This is a genomic window from Pseudomonas sp. xss_2, assembly GCF_043104195.1.
Taxonomy (GTDB): Bacteria; Pseudomonadota; Gammaproteobacteria; order Pseudomonadales; family Pseudomonadaceae; genus Aquipseudomonas; species Aquipseudomonas urmiensis.
On the sequence record NZ_JBICKL010000045.1, the window covers coordinates 80,719 to 97,090 of the forward strand.

The window sequence follows — 16,372 nt, forward strand, 5'->3', positions numbered from 1 at the left end:
TCACCTCACCTTCGAAATGTCTGGTGTCCACGTGGGGGCGGCCGGCGGCGGTGGCGCCATTGGTACCACCTCAAGGGTTACGCCCAGCTTCATGCGGACGTAGTGGCGACCAACCAAAGGCCGCCCGCTTCGGGTTTCAACGAACACCCAGTCGCGCTCTTTGAGCCAGCGGCGCTGGTAGCCCCTGGCCTTGTAGCCGGTCAGCTCGACCAACTCGTCGTCCGAAAGGATCTCGGTTTCCATGGGATGGTCTCCACGCCGCCGGTGGCGGCAGGTTGGTGGTCAGGCAGGGGTCTTTTCTAGCACTGCGTCGGCGACCTTGAGTGCGGCCTGGGCGTCGTTGACATAGGCCGGGTCGAACCCTCCGGCGTAGTGGATGACGCGCTGGCAGGCATCCAGCTCTTTGCGCGCCAGGCGCAGCGCCCGCACCAGTTCTTCCTGCAGTTCGCCCTCGGCGCGGCCGATATCCCAGAAACGTTGGGCCCAGTGATCAGCCGGTGGTGGGTCGGTGTTCTGCTTGCCGGCAGCAAGGCTGCCGACGATCACGTCGCATACGCCGCGCTTGTAGCCGTTATCGCCGTCGAGGCTCAGGCCGGCGCGGCGGCGCAGTGTGTTGACTACCTCGTCGGTATCAACGGCTGGTCCCTTGAAAACAATGTCCTGCTCTGGCTTTCCAGGCATGTAGATAGCCAGGGTAAGCTTGGCTTCCGGAGGCAGGTGATCGCTGATCATGACCAGCGCACTGTCGGCGGCTTCGTGGAATCGGTTTACTGCGGACATAGGGAATCCTCGCCCGCGCATGTCGGCGGGCTTGAGTAGGAGAGGGAGGGGTTAGGCGAGTTCGGCCGCGAATGCGTCGACCAGGGCCTGGCTGGTGAAGTTGAGCGGGAGGGCGTCAGTGCTTTTGCCGTCTCTGATGAGCACCCAACCGTTCTTGTAGAGGGTGCAGGTGTTACGGCCATGTTGGACCCGAGCGATCGGCAGCCCGCCGAACGGAAGTCGGCGATTGATGCGGTAGATCAGCCTCATCGCGGCCCCCTGTAGATCAGGTAGGCCATGTAGGCGGGGGCGATCATGGCTTCCACCTCTTGCCGACGCGGTACACCATCATCATGTTGTGATGGAGTGGCACTTTCAGGACGTGGTCGAAGAACTCACCCTTTCCAGAGATGAATCCGGTAGGCACCTTGGTTCCCCCGGCGCCGAATTCACGCCAGCATTCTTTGCCGCCGTTCTTTTCCCAGTAGGCGCGCTCGCGCTTTGGAATCTCATCGTAGGTTTTTTCGAACACGGAGATATCCGGGATATCGCAGATCCGGCGCCATGCGGGATTGCGTTTGCACCATTCAGCAGCATGCTGAGAGGCTTGATCGACAGAGTAGAATTCCTTGGTGCTTTGTTCAGTCATAGCATCAGCTCCTTCGGCACTTGGACGGTATCGCCGAGCTTGGCCTGCGCTATTGCCCGGCAAGCGGCAGTTAACGCGTTAGGTCCGCCACCGCTCGGGAACTCCTGCTGACCGCTTGGCTTGCACACATACGCGCACCAGTACTCGCCGCTGGGGCTACGACTAAAGCCGCTTCCATTGAAGCTGGTTTGAACGTGGTGCTTGTCGATCAGCGGCCCGCCCAACGCCCAGTCATCCCACGGGTTGTACCGCACCTCGCGAATCGTGACCTCGCCGGTGTAGCGGACGAACACTCGCCACGGGTTGCCGTAGATGGGTGGGGCGAGGAGCACATCTAGGCCTTCCGCCTTGCCTACGGCCCAGGCCAGTTGCTCGCCGACCAGGTCTGCCGTCTTCACTTTGATCAGGTCTGTCATGGCGCCACCTGCTTGGCCTTGGCCGCTTTGGCGCGCTCGATGTTGCCGAACTTGCTCTTGCGCTGGATATCCTTGAAAGAGCGGCAACCGGACATGAACAGAGTGGAGGTCAGGTCCTTACGGCTTCGACCAACTTCCATTATCCCTTTCACACCGTGGCGGCAGAGCACGTATGCACTCTTGTAATCGCCACTGCGCAGCATCGTTGTGTAGAACGCCAGGCGCATTGCCAGGCGCCAACTGTCGCTGTCGTCGGACGGGCGCATGCGACGGGTGTAAAGCTGACCTTTGCGATACTTGCTCACAGCTGATACCTCTCATCAATCCATCGCCCCTGAGCGGCTGCTGGGGTAGGGGAGTTTTGTTCTTGTTCGTGCGGGGAGAGCTGGCGCTGGTTGCCGGCCTGCAGCTGGCTGTCGGGGATGCAGCTGATGCCGACCCCATTCAGCAGGTAGCAGGTGACGCCTCGCTGGCTGTCGTGCTGGATGTCGATGACGTTCTCGGTTGCGCTGACGCCGGTGGCCAGCAGCAGGAGGCAGAGGGCGAGGCGGGTCATGGCTGGGTCGCCTCCATGCCCTGGTCGATCGCGCGGTCTAGCGCGTCGTTGGCAAGAATGTCCTCATGCTCGGCGTAACCACAGATGATGGGCGGCATGTTGTATTCGCTGGTGAGATCTTCTTGGCCATCCGGGTCGCGGAGCCAGCGGTACCGCTCTGCGTCAGCTCGGAGGGCGCGTACTTCAGCAATCAGGGCCAACATGACGGGAGGTCGCGCAGCGCGGTAGTACGCTTCAGTGTGAACGTGCGGGTCGCCAATCCCGTAGAACTGGACGCCTAGAGCCTGGCCGTCGTAGTTCAGGTAGTCAGCTGTCAGCTCGGCGGATCCTTCGCCGGCGCAACTCGGGCATTCGATCCAGCCTTCTTCGGTGTCGGCGACCTGTGCGCTGTCAAAGTTTTGCGGGGTGGCAGCCTTGGCCGCTGCCTCGATCGCGTCGAGGTCCAACTCAATTGTTTCGAGCACGGGGATTCCTTGGCCGCCATATCGCGGCTGAAAGTTGTACAAGTGGGAGGGTTAGGTACAGGGTTTCGGTCCGGTGGTCCGATTCAGCTCACAATCCAGCGTTAAGCGGTTGCTCGCCGCTTGTGGAGGGCTATGGTGGCTTAGTGCATACAACTAAAGTCGTAGGAGGACGGCATGAGAATTCGCGGTGATGTTTTTTGGTCTTGGGCTGACCCGACGCTTCACCATAGGACTCATGACGAAACACTCGATGACGGAACATTCATAGATGTCCAGGTGCGACTGTCGCGGATAGGCAACACGCAGATGTTCATTGGAGTCTATGCGCCTTCAGGCATGCCATTGCATGAAGAGGCCTTTGATTCTCGCCCTGGCGAGTCAATGACCAGGGCAATGGCGTGGGGCGTTGGCCTTGCTCGCCGGGTTGCTACTGAGGGTGCTCGGACTACAACCCGCGCTACGACTTGTTTGAAATAGAGGGAGAAGGGTTACAGCTGGTCTGAGTAAAAATATACTCTTTTGGTCAGGGCGACTTCACCAGCTCAAACTGCCCGGCTTTCCAGTGGGCGGAAAAGCACCTATTGCGTCACGGGCAGGTGAGCCATAGCCAAGAAATTTACTATATCTGAATCAGTGATCCTAAGTTCAGCATAGAGATTCAATGTTCTTTATATAAGCTTTCAGAGCTTCGTTCCTCTGTTCACCATTTAATCCATGGTGAATCTCTCGGTGACACGCTGGGCAGACAGCGCCCACATACATTGGATGGTCCAAACCTCCATCAGATACGCGATTCACATGGTGGGGCTCAAGATATGGGCTTCCATCCTTCTTCAGAAAAGGTGCGGGTTCCTTGCAGCTTTCACAGATCCCTTTAGATCGTCGGATCACATATTTCGAAATGATCCTACTCCGGCGGTAGATGGTTTTCATTGCCGAATGTTTACTGCCGGCGCTATTGGAAGCCGCGGCTGCTAGAGCAAGCTTACGCGCCTCTTCGATAGTCGAAGTAGGAGGGAGATCGTCGTCCTCGTAGCTATCGGGTTCATCTTGATCGGTCTTGGCTCGATCGGGAACTAGATTGAAAACGATGATATTGCGTAGCTGGCCTTTGCGGTCTGGCCCTGTGTGCCATTCATAGTTAGCGCAGGCGAATTCACCTAAGTATTCCTGACCCAAACCCTTGCCCAGGGATTTAAAGAGGTATAGCGCCTTTCCCGCTTCAGCATGTTGTGCTATCGCTAGATTGCCTTTGGTAAGCGTCATGTGACCAAGCTGCCCCTCGCCTGTGTAGCTGTAGACACCGTTTTCATCTGCAGTGTCTGCATATCCATATTGTTCGCCAGACTCACCGGTGAACAAGAAAATAGCTGGCGACTGAGCCGAAGGTGCAATGCCGCTCTGCTTGCTCCCGCCAAATAGGTCATGTATTTCGGTCTTTCGGTCATACACTTGGCCTACGATAAAGCGGAGCTCAGCCTCTGACGACCTGGGGAGGTTGACTATCGTGTAGCCGTGGCGCTTTAGGTAGCTGTTCGTGGGTTGTCCACCAGAAAAGAGCCCAACGGCAACACCAGTGGCCAGCGAAACGATTTTTTTTGCAGGATATAGCTGATTGTTGGCACTGATTGCATAGCGATGAGCTTGATTGCTCATCCAGCCCTGCCATTCCGCTCGATTACGAATTTTCTGGTCGAACTGCTTCAATGCTTGTTCAAGCTTTTCCGTCTTGACCTGCGGGAGTTTCACGTTCTATTTCCTTGTAGGGCATACGTCAACGGGCCGGCCTGCAATCCTCGCCTGTCTGGCTGGATGGCGCAATGACAAGCAGGAGCTCAGCTTCTCCAACTTTGCTCTAGGGTGCTTGGTTCAGCTACAAAGCGATTTTCGAAACCGCGTGGGATGAATTGAATCAATCTCATCGTTTAAGATGAGAAGGAGCTGGCGGGCAGCGCGAGTCAGCTTTACCACCGGAGAATGGGCACGGCTGCAGCTCGCTGACCATGTTGGTGTTGCTGGATCGGTTTTCTGTGGGCATGGGGATACCTCAAGCCTGAGTCAGGTGCAACGGTTGCTCGCCCCCAGCGGCAAGACCCGGGTTGATGTTTACGCGCTGACCAGCCAGGAGCCCGGCAATCTGCGCATCCAGGTCCAGTTCGATCTCCGGGGCTTTGCGGGCCTTGCCTATCTCCTTGCCTGCCAGATACTGCTCGACCAGAGCTTTGTCCTGCGCTTCCACCGCCACCAAGTCGCGTCCGGTGGTGCCATTTGGCAAGGCCGCATCTTCTTCGCCACGCGGTACCAGGTCGTGAATCTTCCCATGCACTGCTGAAACCCAGGCGAGTGCAAAGTGGTTACCGGCAGTCTCAGGGGAGTAGCTACTGCGCCGCCGCCCCTCCCTAACCTGTGACACATACTCGCGACGCGACTGTGTAAGCTTGGTTAGCAGTGCCTCATACGCATACATTGCAATTTGGGGAGCCGGTGTTACGCCGACAAAGCATGCACGCGCCACGACTCGACCAGCAGTTTTGCTCCATTTCTTCACATCCAGAGGTCGCACGCCGAATGCCTTTGCAACGATGGCGCTGAGTTGTCGATCCCAGGTCGGGCGACGATTGACCCGGTACTTCTCGGACTCGACTTCTCCAACGTCGCTCAGGCGGACATCGACCTCGGTCAGGCGGTACTCACGCATTAGTGCCTGGGCCTGGCGCATTGCCGTGGCCGCTTCGTTCTCGTTCGAACTCTTAGATAGAGCAAGGCATCGTTTGATCTTGCGGATAACCCGCTCCGGCTTGCTTTCGTCTGGCTGCTGTTCGGTCATGTTGTGTTCCTTGAGGGCAGGCGCCGCCCTCGCTGGGGTGGCGTGTCGAATAAAAGGTCGTTAAATTGCTTGGCAATTCTGATTAGGATGCCGGGATGAACATCGCGCAGCGGGTTTTGGTGGAGCGGACCCTTAGGAAAGTCGGCATTGGCCTTATAGTGATTTTCGGCCTGCTGATGGCCTGGGCAATAGCCAGGGTTGCTCTTCTTGGAGCGATCACATGGAAAGTTTTTTTCCGGGGAATGTTTGATATTGATGATGGTGCGCTGGTTCTTTGGCCAATACTTTTCGGCGGCTGCGCATGCGTGTGGCTGAGCGCTTATCTCAAGGCCGGAAGAGTCGGGGAATAGGGGAAGGCGCTGGCGGGGATCGCTTGGAAAAAGCCCAAGAGGAATCGATCCGGGGAACAGGGGAGGCTAAAGGTCACATACCCCAGTACCAACCAACGGAGATCCTCAACATGGGTAAAAATGATTCTTTCCTGGATAAGCTGGTGAAGCTGTCGATCATTGTGCGCAACGTCGGACCGACACTGCTTCGTTTGCTCTGCGACGGCAACTGAGGCGCTGGCGGGCAGCGCGTGGTGTCATGTTTTGCGGCGCGAATCGATCTTTGGTATAACGCCCGGCCATTTCACAGGAAGGAACCTCATGAAACGCACCGTCTTTGGAGCAGTTCTGGTCGCTATCACTGCGCTGTCGTTGGGTGGCTGCTGGGAATCCGAGGCTGACAAGAAAGCCAAAGAGCAACAGGAAGCCAGCGAGAACCTCTGGAACATCACCCCGCCAGATGAAAGCCAAGACAAGGGTTTCAAGCCATGAAGTACTGCCTTGCTTCAATGTTCGCTGCTGCACTCGCTATGGGCTTGACCGGCTGTAAAGACGAAGCAGCCGACACTCTTGCCTACGAGCCCACTGCCGAACACTGCCAGCCCGACTACCTGAAAACGCTTCCGGACAACAAGGCTCGCGAAGACCTGGTCGAGAAGTGCATGACCGGTGGCTCGTACAAGAAGTCAGAGCCGAAGACCTGGTAACGTCGGTTCTTCGTCATTCAGCGCCGCCTCATCAGGCGGCGTTTTCGTTTGCGGGCAGCGCCGGAGGGTCAGGCTGGCAGAGCGCCGGGCAACACTTCGAGAGACTCGTACACCACCCAGCCGCCTTCGCTCGCGTCGCCTTTATTGTCGATCACATAGACGCCGGCCTTGAAATAGAACGGGTATTTGCTCCACCTCATGTTCACTGGCGCGCTGGCGCTGAGGGCATCCAGCGTGACTGTCAGCTGACCGAGTTCATCGACCTGGACGCAGTACTTGAACACTTGGCCCAGCGGAATCTTCGTATTCAGCAGCGTGCGGGTGACGCCGAGCGGTACATCGCGGGTCTCGATGCGCACATACCCATTCCACCAGATCACCATTAGGAATGGATTCAGCGCGTTGACTGCGTGGATCTGGCCGATGATGACCTTTCCGCTGGAGGGCGCCTTCTCGACCCGGACGCGCCCGGTCATTGAGTGTCTAGCGCTGCCCGGCAGCCAGTTGAACGACGCTGCGGTGCCCGGCAACGTTTGTCGGCCCTCCGTTCGCGGGTACTTCGAACTGCCTAGGGTGCCGCCCTGGACTGAGCACCAGAAGTTGGTGTGGCCGTTCTGGTCGAGCCATATAAGGTCTCCTGGCGGCTGAGCGGGGTAAAGATAGACCTTGCCGTCTGCGGTGATGTTGCCGAAAGCTTGCATGGTGCTCTCCTTTTAGGCGCGCGAGGCGCGCGGTTGCCGCCCTCCGTGAGGCCGGGTGCGTCATGTTGGGCACATCCTTAAGGCGAGTGATGCACGCTGTAGCAGCGTCGGCCTCTCCCTCAGTCCAGAAATTGCGCTCTACCAGCATTTAGGCTTCCTGCACGCTGACCATCTCGGTGTTGCTGGATCGGTTTTCTGTGGGCATGGGGATACCTTTCAGGTATGTTTCTCTGCTTACATGGAGAAGCTATGAAATTTCTTAAAGGTTTTTGGAGTTTCGCTGCGCTAATTGTTTTACCAGTTATAGTCGCGGCAATCTTTTCGTTTCTCTTGTACCGCGCCCAATTTGGAGGTGGCTTTTCGGGTGTCTCAGCAAAGTGGTCTGAATTTGGTGGCTACATAGGAGGAGTGCTGGGTCCGATCGTTTCTTTTTGTACACTTCTGGCCGTAGTTAGAACCGTTTATCTACAGCGCGAACTCATTGAGGTTCAGAAGCTAGAGTATAAAAAACTGTCAGATCAGCAAGATTTGCAAATCACCTTGGCAAAAGACGAAATGCAGGTGGCTCGCACTACCTCTTACAGAGAGCTGCAGTTGCGGCTAGTCGAAATGCTAATCGAGCAATCAAAGCAGGAGGCAGCCATAATACAACGCGAAATTGATAGGCACTCTAAAAATCCATCTGTTTTTCAAGTTGGCGATTATCTGGCTAATTTGTCTGAGAGATTCAATCAGCTTGGTGAGGAGGAACGGCAACTGCGCTTAGTGATGGTCATGTTATCAGTAAATGAATTTGGATCGCTTGAGGAAGTGAAGAAATTCCTCGAGCCCTACTTAAATCGATTTTTGAACATGCGTGCTCACGGCAAGCCGCTCTAACTCACCTTCCGCTAATTCACAGAAAAATGAGCACGCCGGCAGCTTCTCGTTGCGGCGAACAGGGCCTTCGCCCAGTTCACGGAGAGAAAATCGGACATTGGTGGTTCGGTTGCGGAAGAGGTAGGAGCCTTCGCCCAGGTCCTGCTCGGGGAAGTCCTGACGGATCGCCCGGAAATAACCTTCGCCGCCCTTCACGCAGCCGATGCAATTGGCGTTGTCGTAGCCCATGCGGTACATCAGCGGAAGCTCGATGCCTGCGCGCAGCAAGATGGCCTTGCAATCGTCCTTGCCGAGGCCTCGATCAATCAGCGGGGCGATCACCGGGCGGTCTGGATTGCGCTCTCTGAAATCCTCCAGCCGATCAGCCTCCTCGGCGGTGTAACCGAACACCATCACGTCGCCAGGCTGCTTCCATGAGTCGAGCAAGCGCCGCTTGAGGATCTTGGTGCATGGAGCGCCGGTCCGGCCTTTCATGTAACGCTCGCGGCGGAACACTTCATGAGCGTCGGCGCCGTACTTCTCATCACGCAGGACGGTGATCTGCTGACCGAACCACGCTTCACAGTCCTGGGCGAATCGACGGTTGTCCTCATGCTCGTTGGACAGGAAGGCGTTGATGATCTGCACGTCGTGTGTGCTGCCGTACTCAGCCAGGGCCAGCTTGGTGGCCACCGCCGAAGCGGCGCCGCAGCTGAATTGGCATACAATGCGAGAAGGTTTTTCGGGCATAGCGAACCTCTGTGGCATCATGTCTTGATAGGAACTGAGTAATAAATGAACAACAAAACCACTAAGATTTTGGGGGTTGCCGGAATTATTGCGGCCCTGTTGATTGCGCTTGTTTCGCTGTTTTATGCAAAACATTTCAAAGGTGATATTTCAGGCGAACAAGAGGTGTGGGGGCAATTTGGTGATTATTTCGGTGGTGTACTCAATCCGATATTGTCATTCTTTGCATTTTGTGCACTTCTATACACTGTTCATTTACAGCTCCAGGGCTCGCATGAAGCGGACGCACGTCATGATGAGCAGACGTTCGATTCCAGGCTTTTTAAAATACTATCGGTGAATTTTGAGCTGGCGCTTGCACTTCGGTTGCAAGACGTGCGGCCAAGTAAAATCCTCACGTTCGAGGGGCTGAGGGCTGTGAACTACTCTTGGCATGTGTTTTCCACACAATTGATCACTGCTGTTGATCTCCGAACTAGTCCGGTTTCGATTTTCAAGTCAACCAAATCAAGGCTGGAACAGCTAAAGCGGCTGCATGGAAGCGTTGTCTGGGCCTACTTGGATTCAGTGGGTTTCGCTCTAGATTTCTCGCTGAGAAATTCAAAAAATCCAGAGCAAACAACTTTTGCACTCAATGCTCTTCGCTCTCAGCTGACATCTGGCGGTCGAGGGTTGTTATTCTATTATTTACTCTGTTCTGCTGAGCGGTGTAAGTATTTGCCAGCATTGATGGCTACCTACTATTTTGACGATGTTGTCGATGATCCCTTGGCAGAACACAGGCAAAGCTTGTTTATTGCTGCTTCAGCGTTTCATCAGGCATAAACGTGGTCTGGGGGGCGGGACGGCCTTTCACAGTCTGGTTCTGGCAGCGCACCCTCGCCGGGGAGGCGTTATCGTTGAATAGGGGAAGGCGCTGGGGGGCAGCACGAGCTTTCATGTCACGCAAAAAAGCTTTTTTTGGCCATACATCCCGCGTTATGTATAGGTGCCGGCATGGGGCTGGCTTTGGAGATCAAGATGGCAAATCGCGGAAATGTTGTTCACAAGATTGGCGATTACAAGGTGTACGAAGTAGTCGAGACGTACCTCAACAACAAAACAGAGGTTCAGGGATATCACGTAGTCGGGCCTAAATCGGATCCGACGTGGCTTCATTCACTTGAGTCAGCAGTCAAGGAGGCTGATGAACTGGCCGAGAAGCAATAGGTTTTTAGCGGAGCAATAACTTCGTCGCCCGGGTCCTGCTGGATCATCAGCATGCTTTTCCGATCGAAGGCCAGGGCCAGGGCCAGGCGCGGCGATATGCTGATCTCGTGCCGAGGCGGGGGTGAGAAACTTCGCCGCGTGCAGCCTGCCAAGGGCGTGAATGCCGTGGATCAGCGCCTCGATCATCTGGCTATAGGTTGCGTCTGCCCAGCCGCATATCGCTCGCAGGTTCTGGCCTGTCCGCTTCCTGGCTGATAGCCGTAGCGGCTCGGTCCGCGCCACGGTTCGGTGAGCTTCGATTTCGTGGCGCGCGATCCTGAACAGCGCGTGATGCCCGAGAGCTTCGACGTGATGAATCATCAGCGTCATCGCCTCGCCCTGCTCCTCGATCCCTGCCCACTCCATCAGCTTTAGCAGGACTTGTTTTGTCCCTGGCCGAACCTTCAAGCGCAGGTCTTCCTCCATCACCTTGGCAGCCTTCTCGCGCCGACGCTTGTCGCGCTCCGCCTGGTCCATTGCCATGACCGATACCTCCCAAGCCGCGGGGCGGCAGATTGATGTGTTGCTGGCGCCGGCCGTGCCGGACGCGGGCGGTGATGCGTTTCACTTCTTGCTCCCGTAGGCCGGAAAATCAAGCGCGTGCTCTTCGGTCATGGTTCGAACGGTGTGTGGGCTGATGCCCAGGCGCTTCGCGGCGGCGTACGGACTCAGCCCGGTGCCGCTGATCTCGCGCAGTAGGACGACCAGCTTTGCGCGTTCAGCTTCGCGCGCCTGGCGTGCAATCTCGCGCTGCAGGCGCTCTTTGTTGTTGCTCATGAAGAAGAAACCGTGCTCCTTCGACATGCGGTGCAGCTCGGTTCGGCCCATGCCCAGTTCCTGAACAGCCTGGGCGAGGGTCATGGATTTGGCTGCTTGCTTCACGCGCTGCACCATTTCGTTCTGCGCCTGGATCGCAGCGAGGGTCGCCGGGTCGCTAGAGGTCGATCCGGGGCCGTGGTGCGGCCTGCGCGGTACCGGCTGGAAGCCTTGCAGCTCGTGCACGGTGCCGCCTTCCAGGAAGAAGCTGTCGATGCTGGCATTGAGCTGGGCCAGCACCGCGCCGCGCTGGTCTTGGATAGGGCCGCCGATCATTGCAATCCGCCTCCCTTGCTCGCCGCGCCTGCCTCCATCGCATCCACGAACCGCATTGCGGTCCGGTAGCTGTAGGCGAAGCCTTGGACTGCGCCGGTGGCGATCTCCACCACATCCCAGGTGCCGCCCTTTCCAGATGCCTGGAAGCGCGGTGCTGGATGTCCGACCTTGGCTTGTGCCTCGATCCTGGCTGACTTGCTGCGCTCGAGCAGGGCCGCGAGCACGGCAAGCTTCTGCTCGAAAGCAGGATGCATTGCTGTGTGCATGGTGAATCCTCGGGGTGGGTCAGGCGTGGAGTTCGAAGGCCTCGGTCCTGCGAACTATTCGAACTTGTGCGTTGCGCCGCTCAGGCGCCCGGCGATCGCGGCGCATCGGGTCGCTGTCGTTGATCGCCGAATGCATCGCGATCAGAGCGGCGAGGGCGATGCAGAGCGGGCTGATGATCTGACGGCGCATGGCTTCGGCCACCAGCGCTGCCCGGCGCGGCACGTCGAGCTTGAACATAGCGGCAGCGAGCCGCTTCTCGACAGTGCCTGGGGCGATATCGAAGTGCTTGGCGATTTCCTTCGTGGTGAAGCCCTGGGCAACATCCAGTAGGCATTGCAGTTCGCGAGGCGCCAGGCCTCGGCCAAGATGGCCTATCCATGCGCCGATGGTGATCGTGTCCATGATGTGATCTCGGGTGTGAGCTGCATTGGTCGTGACACTCGCTGCCGTGTACCTCCCGAACCAGGGAAGGGCGAGAGCCACGGCCGATGCAGCCTAGTGTTGGTGAACTAGGCGAATCGGGCCGTCTTTCCGGCTGTAGGGGCTTACGTGTGAGTGAGCGAAAGCTTGCTCAAGATGCAGATCGAACCGTCGCTAGCTGGAGTTGCGTCGGTGTAATCGATTTGGTTGTACACGCCGCCGTGGAAGTTCAGCAGCGATGTGCGCCAAGAGCTGTCCATCACCAGCCGACCTGATGATCCGGCGTGCCCATTGCACTCAGCGGTGACTGTCAAAGCGCCCGAAGCAAGTACGCGGATGGTTACCTTGAACTTAGCTCCGAGCGATACGCCTGTGAGCAAGGTCGAGTTCACCGGGGTCGCCTGATTGAATGTCTTGCGGAATCCTAGGGTGATGTTTCCTTTGCTCCAGAACACCTTCACCGGCGGGCTATCGTCGTCCTTCACATGTAGCTGAGCGATGACAACCTTCTGTGCGGAGTTGACCTTGGTGAGCGTCATCTCCTGCAAGTTGATGTGCTCTGCGTCGCTTGAGAGCAGCCAATAGACTGGCTCTTTCCATTCGCACCGTGTTCTGTGGGTGCTCTTGCTCGAAGCGCCCTTGGTTGGCGCCGAGAACTGGATAGAGCCATCGGACAAAACCATAACAACGCTAGGCAGTTGTGCGATTGCCTCGGCCCCACTGAGTTCCAACGCAACTGGATTGGTGGATGAGGTTGGAACGGGTGTGGTGATCGTAAGATTGCTGATGTTTACGGTCATGGGTACGTCTCCTGACGATAAAAATCATTGGTCTGGCACGATTGCCTCTGTTGCGTAGATGCGTCATTCGCATCGAACCCCGGCCTCGCTACTGGCGACGGGCCGGGGTCATGCCATTCGTTGTTTCGTCCAGCCGCGGTGCTCACCCGCTGGAAAACTGCATCGGCGCTTTACGCTGCACGCCCGGGGCAGTTGCCACCCCTCTGGACCGTTGAGGCCTGTCCATCGCTGCCTTCGTTGCTGGCCGGTGTCGATCCGGCGTTGAGGTGAATTTAAGCAATCTGAAATTAATAGGTCAAGCATGCTGAACATATATTTTCAGCAATCTGAAATTCTAGGGTAAAAAAAGCCCGCTTGGTGGCGGGCGGTGTTCATCAAGACTCAGGAAATTCGCACCAACCGATGCGTATAGCTCCTGTTTCCATGCGGTCTATTCGAACCCCAGTAGTTTCTTCAAGATCCCTCAGGATTCGCGCCCAGTCAGCTGGTGATTCGTCCGACGCCGGCCTCAGTTCTACAAACTGGCGCTTCTGCACATGCGGGGACGCAATGGCCTGCTGGATGCGATATCCCAGGCGCTCATAAGAGCGAGAAGGTGATTGTGAGAAGGCGAGGGGAAGCATGGTAAAAACTCCTTGTACTGTATATGCATACAGTTATCCGCTATGTAGGAATTTTTCAAGCACTCTTCATGTGTAAATTACTTTTACAGGTCAACAATTCGCACCGATTGGGTAAACGGTCGGCAAAAAAAAGCCCGGCAGATGGGCCGGGCTTGTGGGGTGGATACTGCCTAAAGCTTCATCATTGCTCGCACGACGACACCGACGATGCGACAGCCTTCAGCACACACCTCTACCGGATAAGCTGGATTCAGTGGCTTGAGAAAGCGGCGCCCGCCGTCCTCGACCAGCTTTTTGAATGTGGCCTCATTGCTGTCCGCGAGTTTCGCTACAACCAGTTTCCCCGAGATAACTTCTGCCTCGGTATCCACCAGGATCATCATCCCTTCAGTGATGCTCGTCCCCACAGGGGAGGTCATAGAGTCGCCTTTGACTTCTAGCCAGAATGCAATGCCCTTCGAGTCATAATCCGAAACCTCATAGCGGTCGGAGTATCCCGGTGGGAATGGCTCTACCGCTTCTGCCCATGCTCCGGCAGCAACCCAGCTGATGACGGGATAACGGTACGACATTTTGGGCTGCGCCACCGCTTCAACGTTGCTTTCTTCCGTCTCGGGGCCTTCGCCGATTGCCAGCCACTCCGCCCTGAAGCCAGTCGCCTTTGCCAGGGCGTAAAGGTTTTCTGGCCGCAGGCTTTTGCTCTCGCCCGAGATCCATTGGGTAACGGCGGAGTTCGCGACGCCACAAGCCGCCGCAATCTCACCTTTTTTCATGCCGCTGGCCGCGATGGCCTTGGCGATTCTCTCGTGTCTTTCCATGCGCTGAGTTTAAGTTAACTGAATTTAAGTATGCAGTTCGCTGAAAGGTGTCGTTGACTATGTATCTTCAGCATGCTGAAATTCTCGAACGCACCATCGAGGAAGCGCAATGAACACGCGTGACGCCGCAAGCCATTTCGGCAGTAAGAAGAAGCTCGCCGAGGCCCTGGGCATTCAACCCAGCGCTGTGACCATGTGGGGAGAGGTCGTGCCGATCTCTCGTCAGTACCAAATCCAGGTTCTTTCCAACGGGAAGTTGATGGCAGAGGCGAAAGCACCTGTCACCCGATGAGCAAATTTTCACATGACTGGCCTTGCGCCAGTAGTGAGACCGTCCAGCTGTTCATGCATCCAGCAGCCTAACAACAGACGAAAAAAAACCGCCTGGCAGGGCGGCTTTCTCTACAGCTTTAACACGAGATTGAAGCATGACAAACATCGTCCCACTTGACAAGTCCAGGGGGTTCACCCGGATGGACAACCAGCTCATGGATGGCCTGCTGGCTATCGATCTCCCAGCCAGGGAGATAAAAATTGTGCTGTACGTGGCCAAGGCCACCATCAACTTCTGCGCGGGCGCTCAGCGCATCCCGGCTACCGACATCGCGAAGGCTATCAACGCTCACCCTGACACAGTATCCAAGGCAATCTCCAGCCTGCTGCGTCGTCGGGTGCTGTTCCGCGAGGGCGGTGCACGGGGTGACATCGGCGTGAATGATCCGAAAGACTGGGTCTACGTCACTGATCCGAACCAGACCAAAACAGCCGAGTCGGCTAAAGTGGTCCGAATCGGCTCCGAGTCGAAACAGACCAAAACCGCCGAGTCCCTTCTTTATTCTAAGAATCTAACCCCCTATGTATTTCTTCCTTCGGAAGAAGATACATGCCCCCCCAGCGATGAGACGCCGGCTCCGACCAAAGCTGACCGCAAAGCACCGTTCGGGAAGGCCGCGATGCTGGCCGACAACCCTCACGGCCTGGATGAGACGCTGATCGCTGACTACCTGACTGTCCGCAAGGCAGCCAAGGCCCCGGTCACTGCCCGCATCTGGGCCTCTCTGAACCACAAGCTGGAGCAGTGCAAAGCTTTCGGCATCCAGCCGGCCCAAGCACTGGCCGTCGCCGTCGAGAACGGATGGCGAGGCTTCGAGGTGGAGTGGGTCGCTAAGCGCATCAGTACCCAGATTCCAGCCAAAGCAAACACCAACAGCCGTCATCACGGCTTCAACGACCGCGACTACACCGCTGGCCTGGCCCCGCGGGAGGACGGCACCTATGCGATCTGAATCGGTAATCACCATGTCCGACGTGAGAAACGCCGCGGGCTTCCGTGTCCAGCCGGCCGAGTGCCAGCACCACGGCGCCTTCGAGCAGCGTGTGACCCTGTTGATGGGGCGCGAGATCGTCGGGCGCTGCCCTGAGTGCGAGAAGAGCGCGATTGCCGAGCGCGAGGCCAAGCAGCTGGCGGAAGAAACGCGCCTGAAGCGTGAGGCCATGACGCGCAAGCTAGGCTCGGCGCTTATCCCGAAGCGCTTCGCCGACCGCACCTTGGCCAACTACCGCGTCGAGCACGAAGGGCAGCGCAAGGCTTTGGCCTACTGCACCCGCTACGTGGCGGCGTTCGAGGAGATAGAGCGCACCGGGCGGTGCCTGATGCTGCTGGGCCAGGTCGGTACTGGCAAGACCCATCTGGGCGCCGGCATGGCCAACGAGTTGATGCGCAACACCTCGGCCACCGCCGTCTACCGCACGGTGGGCGCGATTCTGCAGTCCATCCGCGCCACTTACGACCGCCATAGCGAACAGTCGGAGGCCGAGATCCTGTCCAGCTTGATCGAACCGTCGCTACTGGTGCTGGACGAGGTAGGTGTGAGCAAGGAACAGCCGAGCGAATTCGAGCTGACCACCCTGTTTTCGATCATCAACGGGCGCTACGAGCAGATGCGCCCCACGGTGGTGATTTCCAACCTAGATCCAGCCCAACTGCGCCATGCCATGGGGGAGCGGTGTTACGACCGCCTGCGCGAGGGCGGCGGGGTGGTGGTGCCTTTCGAGTGGGACTCGCACCGTGGCAAGGAGGAGTTTTGA

General features: G+C 57.2%; 28 protein-coding genes and 1 pseudogene. 10 read left to right on the plus strand and 19 right to left on the minus strand.

What is annotated here, in order from left to right:
* Genes ACF8K2_RS08080 through ACF8K2_RS08115 form a run of 8 tightly spaced genes read right to left on the minus strand, consistent with a single transcriptional unit; the run spans position 1 to position 2,844 of the window.
* The gene (locus ACF8K2_RS08080; RefSeq protein WP_392464236.1) at positions 1-243 is read right to left on the minus strand and encodes a DUF4224 domain-containing protein; all 243 of its coding nucleotides are present in this window, start codon (positions 241-243) and stop codon (positions 1-3) included.
* A gap of 39 nt (positions 244-282) precedes the next feature.
* Positions 283-780, minus strand: coding sequence for a hypothetical protein (locus tag ACF8K2_RS08085; protein WP_392464237.1), 498 nt, complete (start codon positions 778-780; stop codon positions 283-285).
* Between the two features lie 51 nt (positions 781-831).
* Positions 832-1,029 (minus strand): hypothetical protein, encoded by a 198-nt coding sequence (locus ACF8K2_RS08090; protein WP_392464238.1) that lies wholly within the window; start codon positions 1,027-1,029, stop codon positions 832-834.
* 43 nt (positions 1,030-1,072) lie between these two features.
* Positions 1,073-1,408: a hypothetical protein gene (locus tag ACF8K2_RS08095; RefSeq protein ID WP_392464239.1), complete on the minus strand. Its 336-nt coding sequence runs from the start codon at positions 1,406-1,408 to the stop codon at positions 1,073-1,075.
* Positions 1,405-1,824, minus strand: a complete 420-nt coding sequence (locus tag ACF8K2_RS08100) for a phage protein NinX family protein (protein WP_392464240.1) — start codon at positions 1,822-1,824, stop codon at positions 1,405-1,407. The genes ACF8K2_RS08095 and ACF8K2_RS08100 overlap by 4 nt, the downstream gene beginning before the upstream one ends.
* A complete protein-coding gene (locus ACF8K2_RS08105) occupies positions 1,821-2,129 on the minus strand; it encodes a hypothetical protein (protein WP_392464241.1) in 309 nt (102 codons plus the stop codon). The genes ACF8K2_RS08100 and ACF8K2_RS08105 overlap by 4 nt, the downstream gene beginning before the upstream one ends.
* Positions 2,126-2,380: a hypothetical protein gene (locus ACF8K2_RS08110; protein ID WP_392464242.1), complete on the minus strand. Its 255-nt coding sequence runs from the start codon at positions 2,378-2,380 to the stop codon at positions 2,126-2,128. The genes ACF8K2_RS08105 and ACF8K2_RS08110 overlap by 4 nt, the downstream gene beginning before the upstream one ends.
* Positions 2,377-2,844, minus strand: a complete 468-nt coding sequence (locus tag ACF8K2_RS08115) for a hypothetical protein (protein WP_392464243.1) — start codon at positions 2,842-2,844, stop codon at positions 2,377-2,379. The genes ACF8K2_RS08110 and ACF8K2_RS08115 overlap by 4 nt, the downstream gene beginning before the upstream one ends.
* Before the next feature lie 174 nt (positions 2,845-3,018).
* Between ACF8K2_RS08115 and ACF8K2_RS08120 the strand changes: the two genes are divergently transcribed.
* On the plus strand, positions 3,019-3,321 hold the full coding sequence (locus ACF8K2_RS08120; RefSeq protein WP_392464244.1) for a hypothetical protein: 303 nt from the start codon (positions 3,019-3,021) through the stop codon (positions 3,319-3,321).
* Positions 3,322-3,489: 168 nt separating this feature from the next.
* Here the strand turns inward: ACF8K2_RS08120 and ACF8K2_RS08125 are convergent, their stop codons facing one another.
* Together ACF8K2_RS08125 and ACF8K2_RS08130 are read right to left on the minus strand one after the other, a co-directional pair.
* The gene (locus ACF8K2_RS08125; protein WP_392464245.1) at positions 3,490-4,593 is read right to left on the minus strand and encodes an HNH endonuclease; all 1,104 of its coding nucleotides are present in this window, start codon (positions 4,591-4,593) and stop codon (positions 3,490-3,492) included.
* Between the two features lie 298 nt (positions 4,594-4,891).
* Positions 4,892-5,671 (minus strand): DUF2786 domain-containing protein, encoded by a 780-nt coding sequence (locus ACF8K2_RS08130; RefSeq protein ID WP_392464246.1) that lies wholly within the window; start codon positions 5,669-5,671, stop codon positions 4,892-4,894.
* A gap of 95 nt (positions 5,672-5,766) precedes the next feature.
* On the opposite strand from ACF8K2_RS08130, the gene ACF8K2_RS08135 reads away from it, so the two are divergent.
* From ACF8K2_RS08135 to trbK, 4 genes are all read left to right on the plus strand, one after another.
* A complete protein-coding gene (locus ACF8K2_RS08135; protein ID WP_392464247.1) occupies positions 5,767-6,021 on the plus strand; it encodes a hypothetical protein in 255 nt (84 codons plus the stop codon).
* A 23-nt stretch (positions 6,022-6,044) separates the two neighbouring features.
* On the plus strand, positions 6,045-6,233 hold the full coding sequence (locus ACF8K2_RS08140; protein WP_392464248.1) for a hypothetical protein: 189 nt from the start codon (positions 6,045-6,047) through the stop codon (positions 6,231-6,233).
* Between the two features lie 88 nt (positions 6,234-6,321).
* On the plus strand, positions 6,322-6,492 hold the full coding sequence (locus ACF8K2_RS08145) for a hypothetical protein (protein ID WP_392464249.1): 171 nt from the start codon (positions 6,322-6,324) through the stop codon (positions 6,490-6,492).
* The gene (gene trbK / locus ACF8K2_RS08150; RefSeq protein WP_392464250.1) at positions 6,489-6,707 is read left to right on the plus strand and encodes an entry exclusion lipoprotein TrbK; all 219 of its coding nucleotides are present in this window, start codon (positions 6,489-6,491) and stop codon (positions 6,705-6,707) included. The genes ACF8K2_RS08145 and trbK overlap by 4 nt, the downstream gene beginning before the upstream one ends.
* Positions 6,708-6,775: 68 nt before the next feature.
* Here the strand turns inward: trbK and ACF8K2_RS08155 are convergent, their stop codons facing one another.
* Entirely contained in the window at positions 6,776-7,408 is a 633-nt protein-coding gene (locus ACF8K2_RS08155; RefSeq protein ID WP_392464251.1) for a polysaccharide lyase family 7 protein, read from the minus strand.
* 249 nt (positions 7,409-7,657) lie between these two features.
* On the opposite strand from ACF8K2_RS08155, the gene ACF8K2_RS08160 reads away from it, so the two are divergent.
* Complete coding sequence (locus ACF8K2_RS08160; protein ID WP_392464252.1) at positions 7,658-8,287, plus strand: hypothetical protein; 630 nt, start codon at positions 7,658-7,660, stop codon at positions 8,285-8,287.
* On the opposite strand, the gene ACF8K2_RS08165 is transcribed toward ACF8K2_RS08160, so the two are convergent.
* Positions 8,243-9,016: a hypothetical protein gene (locus ACF8K2_RS08165; protein WP_392464253.1), complete on the minus strand. Its 774-nt coding sequence runs from the start codon at positions 9,014-9,016 to the stop codon at positions 8,243-8,245. The genes ACF8K2_RS08160 and ACF8K2_RS08165 overlap by 45 nt on opposite strands.
* Before the next feature lie 45 nt (positions 9,017-9,061).
* Here ACF8K2_RS08165 and ACF8K2_RS08170 point away from each other — a divergent pair, with 45 nt between their 5' ends.
* A complete protein-coding gene (locus tag ACF8K2_RS08170; RefSeq protein WP_392464254.1) occupies positions 9,062-9,841 on the plus strand; it encodes a hypothetical protein in 780 nt (259 codons plus the stop codon).
* A gap of 329 nt (positions 9,842-10,170) precedes the next feature.
* Here the strand turns inward: ACF8K2_RS08170 and ACF8K2_RS08175 are convergent.
* From ACF8K2_RS08175 to ACF8K2_RS08205, 7 genes and pseudogenes are all read right to left on the minus strand, one after another.
* A pseudogene (locus ACF8K2_RS08175) lies at positions 10,171-10,747 on the minus strand (hypothetical protein).
* A gap of 81 nt (positions 10,748-10,828) precedes the next feature.
* Entirely contained in the window at positions 10,829-11,356 is a 528-nt protein-coding gene (locus tag ACF8K2_RS08180) for a helix-turn-helix domain-containing protein (protein WP_392464255.1), read from the minus strand.
* Positions 11,353-11,622 (minus strand): hypothetical protein, encoded by a 270-nt coding sequence (locus ACF8K2_RS08185; protein ID WP_392464256.1) that lies wholly within the window; start codon positions 11,620-11,622, stop codon positions 11,353-11,355. Before ACF8K2_RS08185 ends, ACF8K2_RS08180 begins: the two co-directional genes overlap by 4 nt.
* A 19-nt stretch (positions 11,623-11,641) precedes the next feature.
* Positions 11,642-12,025 (minus strand): response regulator transcription factor, encoded by a 384-nt coding sequence (locus tag ACF8K2_RS08190; RefSeq protein ID WP_392464257.1) that lies wholly within the window; start codon positions 12,023-12,025, stop codon positions 11,642-11,644.
* Positions 12,026-12,168: 143 nt separating this feature from the next.
* Complete coding sequence (locus tag ACF8K2_RS08195) at positions 12,169-12,843, minus strand: polysaccharide lyase family 7 protein (protein ID WP_392464258.1); 675 nt, start codon at positions 12,841-12,843, stop codon at positions 12,169-12,171.
* 374 nt (positions 12,844-13,217) lie between these two features.
* Complete coding sequence (locus ACF8K2_RS08200) at positions 13,218-13,466, minus strand: DUF1654 domain-containing protein (RefSeq protein ID WP_392464259.1); 249 nt, start codon at positions 13,464-13,466, stop codon at positions 13,218-13,220.
* Positions 13,467-13,636: 170 nt separating this feature from the next.
* The gene (locus ACF8K2_RS08205) at positions 13,637-14,284 is read right to left on the minus strand and encodes a LexA family protein (protein WP_392464260.1); all 648 of its coding nucleotides are present in this window, start codon (positions 14,282-14,284) and stop codon (positions 13,637-13,639) included.
* Between the two features lie 109 nt (positions 14,285-14,393).
* Here ACF8K2_RS08205 and ACF8K2_RS08210 point away from each other — a divergent pair, with 109 nt between their 5' ends.
* The 3 genes from ACF8K2_RS08210 to ACF8K2_RS08220 all read left to right on the plus strand — a co-directional run bounded on the left by ACF8K2_RS08210 (position 14,394) and on the right by ACF8K2_RS08220 (position 16,372).
* On the plus strand, positions 14,394-14,576 hold the full coding sequence (locus ACF8K2_RS08210) for a Cro/CI family transcriptional regulator (protein WP_392464261.1): 183 nt from the start codon (positions 14,394-14,396) through the stop codon (positions 14,574-14,576).
* A gap of 136 nt (positions 14,577-14,712) precedes the next feature.
* Complete coding sequence (locus tag ACF8K2_RS08215) at positions 14,713-15,570, plus strand: replication protein (RefSeq protein WP_392464262.1); 858 nt, start codon at positions 14,713-14,715, stop codon at positions 15,568-15,570.
* Entirely contained in the window at positions 15,560-16,372 is an 813-nt protein-coding gene (locus ACF8K2_RS08220) for an ATP-binding protein (RefSeq protein WP_392464263.1), read from the plus strand. The genes ACF8K2_RS08215 and ACF8K2_RS08220 overlap by 11 nt, the downstream gene beginning before the upstream one ends.

Bases quoted from the DNA above. Each gene is read 5' to 3' on its own strand.
- ACF8K2_RS08130 (WP_392464246.1), bottom strand. From the start codon at position 5,671: ATGACCGAACAGCAGCCAGACGAAAGCAAGCCGGAGCGGGTTATCCGC.
- ACF8K2_RS08120 (WP_392464244.1), top strand. From the start codon at position 3,019: ATGAGAATTCGCGGTGATGTTTTTTGGTCTTGGGCTGACCCGACGCTT.
- ACF8K2_RS08110 (WP_392464242.1), bottom strand. From the start codon at position 2,380: ATGACCCGCCTCGCCCTCTGCCTCCTGCTGCTGGCCACCGGCGTCAGC.
- ACF8K2_RS08135 (WP_392464247.1), top strand. From the start codon at position 5,767: ATGAACATCGCGCAGCGGGTTTTGGTGGAGCGGACCCTTAGGAAAGTC.
- ACF8K2_RS08145 (WP_392464249.1), top strand. From the start codon at position 6,322: ATGAAACGCACCGTCTTTGGAGCAGTTCTGGTCGCTATCACTGCGCTG.
- ACF8K2_RS08190 (WP_392464257.1), bottom strand. From the start codon at position 12,025: ATGGACACGATCACCATCGGCGCATGGATAGGCCATCTTGGCCGAGGC.
- ACF8K2_RS08100 (WP_392464240.1), bottom strand. From the start codon at position 1,824: ATGACAGACCTGATCAAAGTGAAGACGGCAGACCTGGTCGGCGAGCAA.
- ACF8K2_RS08085 (WP_392464237.1), bottom strand. From the start codon at position 780: ATGTCCGCAGTAAACCGATTCCACGAAGCCGCCGACAGTGCGCTGGTC.
- ACF8K2_RS08160 (WP_392464252.1), top strand. From the start codon at position 7,658: ATGAAATTTCTTAAAGGTTTTTGGAGTTTCGCTGCGCTAATTGTTTTA.
- ACF8K2_RS08205 (WP_392464260.1), bottom strand. From the start codon at position 14,284: ATGGAAAGACACGAGAGAATCGCCAAGGCCATCGCGGCCAGCGGCATG.
- ACF8K2_RS08180 (WP_392464255.1), bottom strand. From the start codon at position 11,356: ATGATCGGCGGCCCTATCCAAGACCAGCGCGGCGCGGTGCTGGCCCAG.
- ACF8K2_RS08210 (WP_392464261.1), top strand. From the start codon at position 14,394: ATGAACACGCGTGACGCCGCAAGCCATTTCGGCAGTAAGAAGAAGCTC.
- ACF8K2_RS08090 (WP_392464238.1), bottom strand. From the start codon at position 1,029: ATGAGGCTGATCTACCGCATCAATCGCCGACTTCCGTTCGGCGGGCTG.
- ACF8K2_RS08170 (WP_392464254.1), top strand. From the start codon at position 9,062: ATGAACAACAAAACCACTAAGATTTTGGGGGTTGCCGGAATTATTGCG.
- ACF8K2_RS08200 (WP_392464259.1), bottom strand. From the start codon at position 13,466: ATGCTTCCCCTCGCCTTCTCACAATCACCTTCTCGCTCTTATGAGCGC.
- ACF8K2_RS08220 (WP_392464263.1), top strand. From the start codon at position 15,560: ATGCGATCTGAATCGGTAATCACCATGTCCGACGTGAGAAACGCCGCG.
- ACF8K2_RS08155 (WP_392464251.1), bottom strand. From the start codon at position 7,408: ATGCAAGCTTTCGGCAACATCACCGCAGACGGCAAGGTCTATCTTTAC.
- ACF8K2_RS08215 (WP_392464262.1), top strand. From the start codon at position 14,713: ATGACAAACATCGTCCCACTTGACAAGTCCAGGGGGTTCACCCGGATG.
- ACF8K2_RS08165 (WP_392464253.1), bottom strand. From the start codon at position 9,016: ATGCCCGAAAAACCTTCTCGCATTGTATGCCAATTCAGCTGCGGCGCC.
- ACF8K2_RS08195 (WP_392464258.1), bottom strand. From the start codon at position 12,843: ATGACCGTAAACATCAGCAATCTTACGATCACCACACCCGTTCCAACC.
- ACF8K2_RS08185 (WP_392464256.1), bottom strand. From the start codon at position 11,622: ATGCACACAGCAATGCATCCTGCTTTCGAGCAGAAGCTTGCCGTGCTC.
- trbK (WP_392464250.1), top strand. From the start codon at position 6,489: ATGAAGTACTGCCTTGCTTCAATGTTCGCTGCTGCACTCGCTATGGGC.
- ACF8K2_RS08095 (WP_392464239.1), bottom strand. From the start codon at position 1,408: ATGACTGAACAAAGCACCAAGGAATTCTACTCTGTCGATCAAGCCTCT.
- ACF8K2_RS08080 (WP_392464236.1), bottom strand. From the start codon at position 243: ATGGAAACCGAGATCCTTTCGGACGACGAGTTGGTCGAGCTGACCGGC.